At 42.1% G+C, this 13,912-nt stretch carries 10 protein-coding genes; 5 read left to right on the plus strand and 5 right to left on the minus strand.

Features of this window, described 5'->3' with window-relative positions; all coding sequences use genetic code 11:
- Window positions 1-127: 127 nt before the first annotated feature.
- The gene (locus E2K52_RS11100; RefSeq protein WP_151205153.1) at window positions 128-1,390 is read left to right on the plus strand and encodes a DcaP family trimeric outer membrane transporter; all 1,263 of its coding nucleotides are present in this window, start codon (window positions 128-130) and stop codon (window positions 1,388-1,390) included.
- A gap of 302 nt (window positions 1,391-1,692) precedes the next feature.
- Here the strand turns inward: E2K52_RS11100 and E2K52_RS11105 are convergent, their stop codons facing one another.
- A complete protein-coding gene (locus E2K52_RS11105) occupies window positions 1,693-2,370 on the minus strand; it encodes a DUF421 domain-containing protein (RefSeq protein ID WP_151205154.1) in 678 nt (225 codons plus the stop codon).
- 185 nt (window positions 2,371-2,555) lie between these two features.
- Window positions 2,556-3,092 (minus strand): hypothetical protein, encoded by a 537-nt coding sequence (locus E2K52_RS11110; protein ID WP_151205155.1) that lies wholly within the window; start codon window positions 3,090-3,092, stop codon window positions 2,556-2,558.
- Between the two features lie 167 nt (window positions 3,093-3,259).
- On the opposite strand from E2K52_RS11110, the gene E2K52_RS11115 reads away from it, so the two are divergent.
- Together E2K52_RS11115 and E2K52_RS11120 are read left to right on the plus strand one after the other, a co-directional pair.
- Window positions 3,260-4,291 (plus strand): molecular chaperone DnaJ, encoded by a 1,032-nt coding sequence (locus tag E2K52_RS11115; protein ID WP_151205156.1) that lies wholly within the window; start codon window positions 3,260-3,262, stop codon window positions 4,289-4,291.
- Between the two features lie 194 nt (window positions 4,292-4,485).
- Window positions 4,486-4,860: an endonuclease domain-containing protein gene (locus tag E2K52_RS11120; RefSeq protein ID WP_151205157.1), complete on the plus strand. Its 375-nt coding sequence runs from the start codon at window positions 4,486-4,488 to the stop codon at window positions 4,858-4,860.
- Between the two features lie 99 nt (window positions 4,861-4,959).
- On the opposite strand, the gene E2K52_RS11125 is transcribed toward E2K52_RS11120, so the two are convergent.
- Together E2K52_RS11125 and E2K52_RS11130 are read right to left on the minus strand one after the other, a co-directional pair.
- Entirely contained in the window at window positions 4,960-5,640 is a 681-nt protein-coding gene (locus E2K52_RS11125) for a hypothetical protein (protein ID WP_151205158.1), read from the minus strand.
- Between the two features lie 505 nt (window positions 5,641-6,145).
- Window positions 6,146-9,040: a valine--tRNA ligase gene (locus E2K52_RS11130; RefSeq protein WP_151205159.1), complete on the minus strand. Its 2,895-nt coding sequence runs from the start codon at window positions 9,038-9,040 to the stop codon at window positions 6,146-6,148.
- 189 nt (window positions 9,041-9,229) lie between these two features.
- Here E2K52_RS11130 and E2K52_RS11135 point away from each other — a divergent pair, with 189 nt between their 5' ends.
- Together E2K52_RS11135 and E2K52_RS11140 are read left to right on the plus strand one after the other, a co-directional pair.
- The gene (locus E2K52_RS11135) at window positions 9,230-9,895 is read left to right on the plus strand and encodes a hypothetical protein (protein WP_151205160.1); all 666 of its coding nucleotides are present in this window, start codon (window positions 9,230-9,232) and stop codon (window positions 9,893-9,895) included.
- Between the two features lie 304 nt (window positions 9,896-10,199).
- Complete coding sequence (locus tag E2K52_RS11140; protein WP_151205161.1) at window positions 10,200-11,006, plus strand: SDR family oxidoreductase; 807 nt, start codon at window positions 10,200-10,202, stop codon at window positions 11,004-11,006.
- 151 nt (window positions 11,007-11,157) lie between these two features.
- Here E2K52_RS11140 and metH read toward each other — a convergent pair.
- Window positions 11,158-13,912, minus strand: a 2,755-nt coding sequence (metH, locus tag E2K52_RS11145) for a methionine synthase (RefSeq protein WP_151205162.1), incomplete at its 5' end; no start/stop codon positions are given.

Raw genomic sequence — 13,912 nt, forward strand, 5'->3', positions numbered from 1 at the left:
TGTGTATATAGAAATCGTCGTAAACGATTAAACCTGCGGTTTAATTTACTTGCTGGCATATACAATTTAGATTGGGTGAAAGATAAACAATTAAATTGGTTGAAAAATGATTTATGAAGGAAGTCTAATGAGTCAAGTTTTAACACGAAAGTTTTTAGCTAAAGGATTAGCAGTTGCAGTAACCACCTTGATGATGGGGACGGTTGCACATGCTGAAACACAAGAGCAAAAAGAAATTAAGCAGTTGCGTCAAGAAATTGAAGCATTAAAAGCATTAGTCGTACAGCAGCAACAAGTTCAGCAAAATCAAGCCGTGCAGATTGAACAGGTTAAAGCGGCACCCCAACCATCAGCAGCTGCACCGAAAGCGCTAGCTACAAAATCAGATACCGAAGTGAAGCTATATGGTTTCGTTCGTGGTGATGCGAACTATATCATTGAAGGTTCAGCAGGAGATTTCTCTGACGTTGCTAAAACCAATGGTCAAACCAGAGACAAGCTCGTCGCAACAGCAAAAACAACACGAATTGGCTTAGATTTTAAAACCAATGTCAACGGTGCAGAGGTGGGCGGTAAACTTGAAAGCGATTTCGCAGGGTCTAGTGATTCATTCCGTATACGTCACGCATATTTAACCTATGAAAACTGGTTGATTGGTCAAACCCAATCTAACTTCTTGTCAAATCACGCCCCGTTTATGATTGACTTCAGCACCAACGTCGGTGGGGGTACTACCCGTATACCAATGGTTCGTTATGGTTTTGATTTGACACCGGCAACGCAATTGTTCCTGGCGGCAGAAAAACCAAACTCGAGTGCTGAAGGCATCAAATCAAGCGTACCAACATTGACCGCTAAATTGGCGCACAACTTCGATGACAACAAAGGTAATGCATCTGCGCGTGCTTTAGTTGAAGTGTATAAAGATGAAGATATCAACAAGCGTAAAACAGGTTGGGGTCTAGCAGCAGGTACAACGTATCAAGTGCTTGATCCTTTAAAAGCGACGCTAGATGTCAGCTATACCAAAGGTGTAAACGGTATTTTGTATGGTACCAATGCCAATGCTGCATTCATGGATGATGAAGATGGCCGTCATATTGAGCAAAATGAAACTTGGGCGGTACAAACGGGCTTAACCTACAGCATTTTACCTAACTTAAAAACCTCACTTGGTTATGGTGCATTGTTTGCTGATAAAGACTCAGACTATGCAGACCTTAATAAGACTGCAAACAAAGAGGTACAACAAGCATGGTTAAACCTGGTGTATTCACCGGTTAAACCACTTGAGTTCGGTATTGAGTATGTCAACGGTGAGCGTAAAACCTTTAATAATGAAAAATTCAAAGATAACCGTATTGGTTTAATGAGCAAATATAGCTTCTAATTGATAAGCTGAAGTTTAAAAAAATCCCACCACTTGGTGGGATTTTTTTATCTACCTCCTTGACGAGAAGATGTCTTTAATAAAGCTTGGGGATTGCTACAGGCTTGAAATACAAGTTTTAATTTAGAATTTTTATTTGAGTAAGCGCTGTAATTAGGCAACTTTATATCTTACTTTAGACATTGTGGGTGGTTCGTATGATGAATCAAGCATGACCTTTCTGTGAGTGTAAGAGGGTATATCTCTTATACAAAGCTCGGCCATAATTAGAATTTTTAATTTATCTGAAACATCGGTTTACTTTAAGTGACGCGATAACTGTTCATGGCTTCTGTCCAATCCGCGCTCGTACAACGTGGGCAGATCTGTTCTACATGAGAAAGATGCTGAACTTGTCCACAGTAAATACAGGCGTAAAGCTGCTCTGGCTTCACGTCTTGAATGGTCATACAGGTTTTGGGGAAAAGAGGTAAGCCAGGTCGAACATCCTCTGGCTTAAAAAATAGGATAGTGAACTTTCCATCTGTTTCCAGTAGTCCGGTACGGACCTGTCCCAGATGTTCGATACCTTGCTGACGCATTTCAGCAAAGAATTCATCATGTGACATTTTACCTTTTTTGATTTCTTCGACCACCAATCTGCCATTTTCAACGATATAAATCGGTTTGCCTTCGAGCAAATCTTCAAAAGGCTGGTACTTCATCATCAGCCATGTGGTCAGGCGGTACATAGCAATGATAATACTCATAATGAGCAGTGCCTGAATCAGGGGCAGATCCTTGGTAAACATCGGATCACCGGCAATCGAGCCGAGGGACAAAATAATGGCCAGTTCAAATACCGAAAGCTGCCGTACGCCACGTTTACCGGTCAGCCGTAAAAATAGAATAATCATGATAAACATACACACACAGCGCACCACAATTTCAGTGGCAAATTCCCAGGTGGTATCGTGGATAAAGATCGTGGCCCAATCCATATAAGCTGTCCCTGCATCTCATTATTGGTTTAGAGTCTAGCAATCTGACACGTTTATTTGCTCTGTGTTTATGTAAGCTTTTGAATACAGAAAACATTAACTTAATAAAGCGAATTTCAGATTTAGATCGCAATATAAATTTTATTGAGTGAGTTTATTGATCTAACCGAGTACTGAAAATAAGTTTAATCCTGTAGGGCATAAATTTTTTCAATCTGCATAATCAGTTGATGACTTAGATCGTGAATATGCTGGCTATGCTTGCTGAGTAAAGCTTGGTGTTTGAGCTGTTTTTGATCCTGCGGCTGCAATAAATGTTGTTGCAGAATCTCTTCAGAATGAAACAGTTCAAATGCCAGTTGATTCAGGTTGGAGTCATAAATTTGACTATGTACAAAGATATGCAGTTCCTTGGAAAAAACTGGAATCAGTTCCAGATATTCAGTTTCCAGCGTTTGCAGGATATTCTGGGTACTTTGCTGATGTGACTGCATTTGTTGAATAAATTCAGAGCTATAACGGCGAATACGATATAGGGTAGGGAGCAAGGTGACAAAGTATTTCTGTTTTTGCTTGTCTTGCAGGGCATCATCACGATTTTGTGCTAAATGGTTTAAATATAAGGGCACACTAATCGCCACAAAAATTGCAATTACAGAGCCAATCGCTTGCACCCATGCGGCAAGTTCCTGATTAAAGATTAAATCTGCTTGCGTCGGCATCTGAATCTCCTTTTCAGTACAATGATGACTGGAAGTCCTGTCGTATCGATTCCTTGATATTAAACAAAAACTGCCCAAATAGGGCGCATATTTGTACCGAGTGTGGGCATACAGCTCAGGTATAAAAGCGTTAAACTTAGCGCTCTGTCCTGTTTTTCTTGCATGTCATGTCTTTTGAGTTAGAAACTACGCCACACGCTGTTTTAGACGCCTCACCCCAGCATAGAAAGCTGAATGTGCTGATTGATCAGATTGAGCAACAAAAGCGGTTACTGCTGGCATGGCAAACTGCTAAAGATGAAATTCGTGTCTATAGTCAAAAGGCGCTCATGCCTGCATATCGCGAGTTATATAGCACGCTGTATGAGCAAATGCAGATACTGTGGAATAGCCTAAGTTATTATGATTTAAGCAAGTCAGATTGTGCCGTGGTGGAAGATAAAATCCAAACGCTTGCTGGCTTACTCCAAGGTTCTCATTTGCTGAGTCAAAAGCAGTTAGATGAAGTGGAAAAGATGTATGCCTATTATCAACAGGCAGATGAATATTCAAAGAAAAAAACCAAAAAGAAAAATATAGACAGTTTTGATCAATCTGAAAATATTGAATCTCCCACTGATGAAGATTTTGAAGATTGGAATAATGACCAATACCAACAAGCAAAAGAGCAAGCCAAATTAAAGCGTCAGCAAGCTAAACAAGCGCAAGCGGAAAAGTTAGTAAACCAGTCACTTAAAACCGTGTATTTAAAAATTGCCTCGATTATTCACCCTGACCGTGAGCTAGATGAATCTAAAAGAGTTGAGAAGACCGAACTATTACAACGTGTCAATGAAGCCTATGAACAGGAAGATTTATTCTTTTTGCTGAAACTTCAGCTTGAAGTGGAACAAAGTAAAACTGGTTCAAATAAGGGTTTAAACGCAGAGCAAGTCAAGTTTTACCAACAGGCTTTAGAAGAGCAAAGCCAAGCATTAAAGATGCAGATTCAGGAGTTGATTGACTCGCTCGTGTGGTCAAGTAAAGCCAAAATTGCAGTCCAGAAGTCGAAAGGACAACTGAATATTGCCGATTTGTATAAGCAGATTGATGCGGATGTATCTGCGGTGAAACAACAGTTGAAAGCTGAAAAGCAAAGACTGAGCTTTATGGGGAAAGAGAGTGGGTTGGAGATGTTGTTGGAGCATGGCGTGCTTTAATGCTTTTCTCCCTTTCCCTTTGGGATGAGGAACAACGTTCTGCAAGGGGGTGAGGGTTGTTTTTTTAGATTCACCTTTCCCTAACCCCTAACCCTCACTTACGCTTCGTTTTAAAGCAGCCCTTTAAAACTTGCTCAGGAGAGGGAGCTTCTTGTGTATCGTATAATGACAATAAATTTAAGAGGGAAATAAAAATGAAAATAGATTCCCAACTATTAGAATTCGCCAAATACATGCGCCATACCGCCACAGATGCTGAAAACTTGATGTGGCAACTTCTACGTGCCAAGCGATTTATGAACCTTAAATTTCGTCGTCAGCATGTGGTCAAACCTTATATTGTGGATTTTTACTGTCATGAAATTGATTTAGTGATTGAGTTGGATGGTAGTCAGCATGGAATGGATGATGCCATTGAATATGATACTGAACGGACAAAGTTTTTAGAGGCTTTGGGTTTAACTGTGGTTCGGTATTGGAATCATGATGTGTTGAGAAGGGCGGATGTGGTGTTGGAAGATTTGTGGAATGTGTGTTTTGAATTAAAAAGCAAAAGCACCTCTCCCTAGCCCTCTTCTGAGAGGAGATGGAACTCCATTGTGGAATTCACATAGGCATGAAATCAGATGACAACTCCCTCTCCCTATGGGAGAGGGCTGGGGTGAGGGTTATTTCTTAAATGAAATAATATCTTTTAAAGCCTGAATGGTACTATTTGAACTTTGTGCTTCAATTTTATTTTTTTCTAATTCAATAGTAGTTTCATCTTTTTTTAAAATGAAATTCCTTTCAGTTTTTAATAGATGATCAAGTGCATTTGAAAGCAACTTAAAGTTACCACTTTCTTTTGCAAGTGTTAAACCTAAATATTTTGCCTCTAAGTTTGTTAATTCATTTTGAAAATATTTGATTTCTTCTAAACTTTTTCTATAAAGATTTAGAAAAAAGAAAGAAAAAAACTCTATAAAAATGACCATTAAAGCTCGGGGTACAAGGTAAGGTATTAATTTTTCAATATCAGTGAAATATATAGTATTTGACATGGTTAAAATTAAATAAAGTACACCTAATAAGCTTAAGGTAATACCGATAAATAGATTAACCGTACCACATCTATTAAGGCTAGAAATTTCATCCTTGATCCTGTCAAAGGATTTTTCTGTAATATCTTCTAATTTTTTTATTTTTACTTTATTTTCTATGCTTACAATAAGATCAGTTGTTAAGTTTTCATCAAATTGTGTTTTTAAATTTTTTAAAATTTCTCTCTTCTCATTTTCTGTAATTTGCAGGGTTGAGGCGAGATTCTGATCTTTTAAAATAATAATTTCCTTTTCGAGACTCTGCATTTCCTTAATAAAATATTCATTAAGTTTGCTTGTATTCTTTGAATTATCTAAATAACCCGAATCGCGGATAAGGTTTTTTCTTTAAAATCATAACATAACTATAATTTTATGATTAATTTGAATCAGTTTTTAGATCAAGTCATAGACTTTTTTATGTTCAAACTGATGGATAAATCTCAAGATGAATGATCTCACTTCCTTAAGCAGGATTCAGGTTAAATAATTTGAAAATGGTCGAAAAATTAAAACTATTACAAACCCTAGTAATAGAGTGCCGAGCATGAGAGGAAATATATTTGAGGGAGGTACTTTATTTTCTTGTATAGATGTAGGTGAAATGAGTAGATCAGTGAAAAAATTAAAATCTTTTAGAGTGAAAGTTAAAAGAGTAATTACTGCAATAAAGCTAACTACTGAAAATAAGTTGAATTTATCTTTCATAAAAATAATAAAGGGCTGAATAATCAGCCCTTTATACTATATATTAGATCAAAATAACAACACATTAAAGCGCTGCAATCTGCTCCATATTCGCTTTAATTTTCGCGAGCTGATCAGCAAACTCAGCAAGTTTCACTTTCTCACCTTCAACCACAGCCGCAGGTGCTTTTGCTACAAAACCTTCATTACTAAGCTTAGTCGCAATTTGGTCATGCTGTTTTTGAACCTTGTCTAAGTCTTTTTGTAGACGACCCAATTCTGCTTTAGGATCAATTAAACCCTTCATTGGAACAAATACAGACACATGACCTACTACAGAAGACGATGACAATGGTGGTTGTTCAGCATCTGCCAGGAAAGTAATGCTTTCCACTTTTGCCAATGCTTTAAACAACGGTTCAATACGTGCAATTTGTGCTTTTTCCGCTTCAGTCGTGTTTTGCAGCAGAATAGGCAACAAGCGTGCATTGCCTAGACCCATCTCACCACGTATGTTACGTACCGCACCAATCAGACCTTGCAGCCATTGCATGTCCGCTTCAGCTTGTTCATTGATTAACGCTTGCTCAGCAACAGGGTACTGCGCCAACATAATGGTTTCGCCAGAAATGTTTAGTTTTGGCGCAAGTGTTTGCCAGATTTCTTCTGTAAGGTACGGCATCAACGGATGAGCCAAACGCAAAGACGTTTCCATTACTGCAAGAAGAACACGACGCACTTCAGCTTTACGCTCTTCAGATACAGTTTCATCATTCAGAACTGGTTTAGTGAGTTCCACATACCAGTCACAGTATTCATTCCAGATGAACTCGTAAATCGCTTGCGCAGCCAGGTCTAAACGGTAGGTTGCAAATGCTGTTTGTACTGCCTGTTCCGCTTTTTGCAGACGGCTGACAATCCATTGTTCAGGCAATTCCCACAGGTCTTGACGTGCTTCTGAACCAATGGTTTGACCTTCAACATTCATCATCACGAAACGGGTTGCGTTCCAGATCTTGTTGGCAAAGTTACGGTAACCTTCAACACGCTTCATGTCGAACTTGATGTCACGACCGGTGTTGGCAAGCGCACAGAAGGTGAAACGCACTGCATCGGTACCATAAGACTGAATCCCTTCAGGGAATTCTTTACGGGTTGATTTTTCAATCTTCGCAGCCTGTTTCGGGTTCATCAAACCTGTCGTACGTTTTTGTACCAGTGTTTCAAGATCAACACCGTCAATCAAGTCGAGTGGGTCAAGTACGTTCCCCTTAGATTTAGACATCTTCTGACCTTCGCCATCACGTACCAAACCGTGTACATACACAGTTTTAAACGGTACTTGTGGGGTGCCATCTTCATTTTTCATGAAGTGCATGGTCATCATGATCATGCGGGCAACCCAGAAGAAGATGATGTCAAAACCAGTGACAAGTACATCAGTCGGGTGGAAGGTATTTAAGAAGTAATTCTCAGCATCTTTTTTCGCATCGCCGGTCCAGCCTAAAGTTGAGAATGTCCAAAGAGCAGATGAGAACCAGGTATCTAGTACATCTTCATCTTGGCTTAACTGAACGTCAGCAGGGATGTTGTTTTTCGCCCGCACTTCAGCTTCGTCACGACCCACAAATACATTGCCGTCAGCATCGTACCAAGCCGGGATACGGTGACCCCACCACAATTGACGCGAGATACACCAGTCTTGAATATTGTTCATCCACGCCATGTACATGTTGCTGTACTGCTCAGGTACGAACTTGATACGACCGTCCTGAACCGCTTCAATGGCTGGTTTGGCAAGTGGTGCAATCTTTACATACCACTGGTCAGTAAGAAGTGGCTCTACGATGACACCTGAACGGTCACCGCGAGGTGGCTTCAAGGTGTACGGTTGAATTTGGTCTAACCAGCCTTCCGCTTCTGCTTGAGCGACCAATTTTTTACGTGCTTCAAAACGTTCTAAACCAATGTAGTCTGCAGGGGCAGGGATGGTTTTAGAAATTTGCTCGCCCGCTTTTGCGATGTATTCAAAATCGCTCAACACTTCCGCATTTTTATTGAAGATGTTGATGATTGGCAATTCGCAACGTTTACCCACGTCATAGTCATTGAAGTCGTGTGCAGGGGTGATTTTTACACAGCCTGTACCGAATTCTTTGTCGACATATTCATCTTTAACAATTGGAACCGCACGACCAGTAATTGGTAGGATGATGTTTTGACCTACCAAGTGCGCATAGCGTTCATCATCAAGCGCAACAGCAACCGCTGTATCACCGAGCAATGTTTCAGGACGAGTGGTTGCCACCACAATGTGATCTTTACCATCATGCGTTCGCAATGATTTATCTTCAAAGAAATATTTGAAGTGCCAGAGTGAACCTGCTTCTTCTTTATCCGACTCAACTTCAAGGTCAGAAAGCGCAGTTTGTAGTTTTGGATCCCAGTTAACCAGACGTTTACCGCGGTAGATCAAACCATCTTCATGCAATTTTACAAACACTTCTTTTACTGCATTGGATAGACCATCATCCATGGTGAAGCGTTCACGTGACCAGTCCACAGAAGAGCCCAGACGACGAATTTGATGCGTAATATTTCCGCCTGATTGTTCTTTCCACTCCCAGACTTTTTCAATGAACTTTTCACGGCCCAGATCATGACGGCTGATACCTTCTGCACCGAGCTGACGTTCTACCACCATTTGGGTGGCAATGCCGGCATGGTCAGTTCCTGGCTGCCAAAGCGTATTTTTGCCAGACATGCGGTTATAACGGGTCAGGGCATCCATAATGGCATTGTTAAAACCATGACCCATATGCAAGCTACCGGTGACGTTTGGCGGTGGAATCATGATACAGAATGATTCACCTTTTTCAGAGGGCTTGAAATAGCCACGCTCTTCCCACGTTTGGTACCATTTTTTCTCGATCTCAGTCGGATCGTAAGTTGTAGCAATATTTTGCGCTGAATCAGTCATAGTTCGAACAGATCAAAAGTAGATGAAAAATTGTAGCTATTGTAGCAAAAAAAATAAGGACTGCGGCAGTCCAAGCAGATGCAAACTTTAACCGGACTGCTTGAGAGATTGATGGCCCTATGGTAGAACGGAATAAAAGGCGACTCATCGCAAATGACAAGAATACGACTCGGATATGAGGAGACCCAGATGAGCTATAACATTTATCTACAACTTCAGCCTGAAACTCATCACCGTTTTAGAGAGCTTCATTCCCGGTTAAATGCTGGAGATCAGATCAGCCTGGCCAAACCTTTGGGAGAAAATCTGGCGGATATGGCCTGTGAAATTATCGAACAAGTTTTTGGGCAGGTTGCCCGTCTGTCCACTTCACAGGATCATGAGTCAGAAAAGGTGATTCAGCAGATTCTCGATACCATTCATAAATATATGCCATGGTCTGTTTCATTTTTTGCCAATCAGCGGCTGCTGCCTTTGGTTAACTATTTGTATGACCTGACGCATGAAAATGAAGGGGATTATTTTATGCGTTATCCGGTTGAACCGCATCTGGTGACAGACTTGCTCAGTTATGCCTATGATATGAAAGCCGGCAATCAGCATGCTGTATCACTGGCTTTAAAAGCTTTCATTGAAGTAGTGGATCAGGGTGTCACCCATTTGGTACGTCAGCCCAAAAGTATCCTGAAATTTAATGTGGTAGTTGATAAAACCCTGAATGGTGTGATTAATTTAACCACGCAGCTCGGTTATAAGCGTTTTGATAAACTGGGAAGCATCTATGATGTACATACCATGAGTCATTATTTCGAGCATTTTTTAGCATTTCTGGAAGATGAAGTGAGGGTTTGCTAACCCTTTATTTACGGTTGCGACGTGAGTGAGATATCTCGCAAGATTTTATAGCTGAGATGAAGCAAGAAGTTGCGTTGTTCTAAATGAATGACTCATCAAGAGATAGCGGCAGAAAAATATACTCGTCCTCTTGTACTGTGAACAACGCGATGCCTGGTTCTTGCTCATGGAGTTAAAACTCTCGCAGATTTCGGTATGAAACTTGGTCATACTCGATCTGCTCAAGCTGGTTTATAGCGCACTTCACTTAAAGGGCAGCAAACTCTAAATACACAGCGAATATTTCAAAAATAAGAGGGATTCAATGGCAAAGCTGGAAAATTTAAAAGACAAGGTCGTCTGGATTACCGGGGCATCCTCGGGGATTGGTAAAGCAATTGCACAGGAGTGTGCGATGCAGGGGGCACAGGTCATATTGACGGCACGCCGTTATGAAGAACTGGAAAAAGTCCGTATCAGTTTGCTTAATCCGGACCAGCATCTTGCTATTACTGCAGATATTACTGATGAAAGCCAGGTGCGCCAAGCCTATGAACAGGTCCTGAGCGAAAAAGGCCGGATTGACTGGCTGATCAATAATGCCGGGCTGAGTCAACGTGCGCTGATCTTGGATACCAGCATGCAAACTGAGCGTGCCATTATGGAAGTGGATTATTTCTCACAGGTATTTTTGACCAAAACCGTATTGCCGACTTTTTTACAGCAAAAATCTGGCCGGATTGTTTTTGTTTCCAGTGTGGCCGGCCTGCTGGGAACCCAATACCGTGCTTCTTATTCAGCGGCCAAAGCAGCGATTCATATGTGGGCTAACAGTTTACGTGCTGAAGTCGCGGAGGATGGTGTGGATGTTTCGGTAATTTTCCCGGGCTTTGTAAAAACCAATGTGTCGATTAATGCCCTGAATGGAGAAGGCAAAGCTCAGGGCTTTGATAATGAAGCGACGGCAAATGGCTTGGAGGCCGAGGAGTTTGCCCAAATAGCTATCAAAGCCTTAATGAAGGGCGAGGAATATATTGTTGTCGGTGGTCGTAAAGAAGTGCTAGGAACCTGGGTGTCGCGTGTATCGCCAGGCATGCTGTATAAAATGATCCGTAAAGCCAAGGTCAAATAGGCGCTTGGTTCAAGCAATTCAATTGATATATGAAACAGCTCCTTTAAAACAAGGAAGGATGATCAAATATAAAAAATCCCCCTCAAGTGAGGGGGATTTTCTTTTCAAATCTCAACTGGATTTTTTCCCTTGATGAAAGGGGCGAGGTGGATTAACTCACTGAATCATCTAAATTCGGCGCTAACCAGCGTTTTGCTTCATCCAGTGTCCAGCCCTTACGCTTCGCATAATCTTCCAGCTGATCGCCAGAGATTTTACCCACGTTAAAGTATTCAGTTTCAGGGTTGGCATAATAGAAACCGCTCACTGATGAAGGTGGCCACATTGCAAAACTTGTGGTTAAGTACGTACCAATCTTGTCGGTTGTACCTAGCCAGTCAAACAATGGCGCTTTTTCAGAATGTTCAGGACAAGCCGGGTAGCCCGGTGCAGGACGAATACCGACATACTTCTCTTTGATCAATTCATCATTGGTCAATTGCTCATCGGCTTGGTAGCCCCAGAACTCTTTACGGATACGCTGGTGCAAATGCTCGGCAAAGGCTTCAGCAAAACGGTCACCCAGGGCTTGCACCATAATGGCATTATAGTCGTCACCTTTGGCTTTGTATTCCTGCGACAGCTCTTCTGCACCGAAGATCGACACGGTAAAGCCGCCCAAGTAATCCTGAGCTACATCTTTAGTGGCAATAAAGTCAGCCAAAGAGTAGTTGGCTTTGCCGGTTACTTTGTCGGACTGCTGACGTAAGTGCTCGAAAGTATGAGTGACTTTACCAGCTTCATCCACGACAGTAACCGTATCTGAACCGGTACGGTTCGCAGGGTAAAGACTGAAAGTCGCACGTGCATCAAAACGTTTGTTTTCGATGATGTCTTGCAGCATTTCCTGGGCTTGAGCAAACAGGTCACGCGCGGCTTCACCGACAATTTCATCTTCCAGAATTTTCGGGAATTTGCCTGCCAGACTCCAAGAAATAAAGAATGGTGTCCAGTCAAAGTATTCCACCAAGGTTTCTAAAGGATAGTTAGTGAAAGTTTGTGAGCCAATGAAGTTTGGTTTTGCCGGGGCATTCTTGTTGAAGTCAATTTTAAAACCATTTTCAATAGAAGCCTGATAGGACAGCTTCGCCGCTTTCGGCTGTTTGTTGGCAAGACGGGTACGGATTTTTTCATAATCCGCGGCATAATCCGCCAGCAGTTGAGGCTTCATTTCCGCAGAAAGTAGTTGTGTCGCTACACCGACTGCACGTGAAGCATCAGCAGTATACAGCACACCATCATTTTGATATTGCGGAGCAATCTTCACCGCAGTATGGGCTTTAGAAGTGGTTGCACCACCAATCATTAATGGAATGTTAAAGCCTTTACGTTGCATTTCTTTGGCTACAAAAACCATTTCATCCAGTGATGGGGTGATCAAGCCTGACAAACCGATAATATCGACTTTTTCATCAATCGCGGTTTGCAGAATTTTCTCACATGGCACCATCACACCCAGATCAACGATGTCATAACCGTTACAGCCCAGTACCACACCCACGATATTTTTGCCGATGTCGTGTACGTCACCTTTAACAGTTGCCAGCAGAATTTTACCTTTGGCTTCGCCTTGAGTCTTTTCTGCTTCAATGAACGGATTCAGCCATGCAACTGCTTGTTTCATCACACGCGCAGATTTTACCACCTGTGGCAGGAACATTTTGCCGGCACCGAACAGGTCACCGACCACGTTCATACCTGCCATCAATGGACCTTCGATCACATCCAGTGGACGTGCAGATTTTAAACGGGCTTCTTCAGTATCCTCATTGATATAGGTGGTAATACCTTTCACCAAGGCATATTCCAGGCGTTTTTCTACGCTTTCATTACGCCATTCCAAGTTCTCTTCGGCTTTTTGCGCGCCGCCTTGACCACGGTATTTTTCAGCAATTGCCAGCAGTTTCTCGGTCGCATCCTGACCGCTTTCACCCTGATTGCGGTTCATGACCACATCTTCGACCGCTTCTTTCAGCTCGGCAGGAATATCATCATAAATCGCCAGCTGACCCGCGTTGACGATCCCCATGGTCAAACCTTTCTGGATCGCGTGATACAGGAATACCGCATGAATCGCTTCACGCACTGGTTCGTTACCACGGAAAGAAAAGGAGACGTTGGAGATACCACCAGAAATCATCGCATTTGGCAGGTTCTGTTTAATCCAGCCAGTCGCTTCAATAAAGTCCACACCGTAGTTGTTGTGTTCTTCAATACCGGTCGCTACTGCAAAGACGTTCGGGTCAAAAATGATATCTTCAGACGGGAAGCCGACTTCATTGACCAGCACATCATATGAACGCTTACAGATTTCTTTTTTACGTTCAGCGGTATCAGCCTGACCATCTTCATCAAAGGCCATGACAATAACAGCGGCGCCATACTGACGACAGAGGCGGGCACGTTCAACAAACTCGTCATAGCCTTCTTTGAGGGAAATCGAGTTAACCACCGCTTTACCCTGTACACATTTCAGACCAGCTTCAATAATTTCCCATTTAGAGGAATCCAGCATGATCGGCACACGTGAAATATCTGGTTCAGACGCAATCAGATTCAGGAAATGCACCAGGGCACCCTGTGAATCCAGCATGCCTTCATCCATGTTGATATCGATGATCTGTGCACCGGCGGCCACCTGTTGACGGGCCACGTCCAATGCTTCAGTAAAGTTTTCTTCTTTAATCAGACGCAGGAATTTTTTCGAGCCCGTGACGTTGGTACGTTCACCTACGTTCACAAATAATGAATCTTTGGTAATGTTAAATGGCTCTAAACCACTTAAACGGCAAGCAGGTGCAATTTCTGGCAGCTGGCGCGGGCGAATGCCTTCAACCGCCTGGGCAATGGCGCGGATATGATCCGGC

This window comes from Acinetobacter sp. RF14B, from assembly GCF_006864105.1.
Taxonomy (GTDB): domain Bacteria; phylum Pseudomonadota; class Gammaproteobacteria; order Pseudomonadales; family Moraxellaceae; genus Acinetobacter; species Acinetobacter lwoffii_C.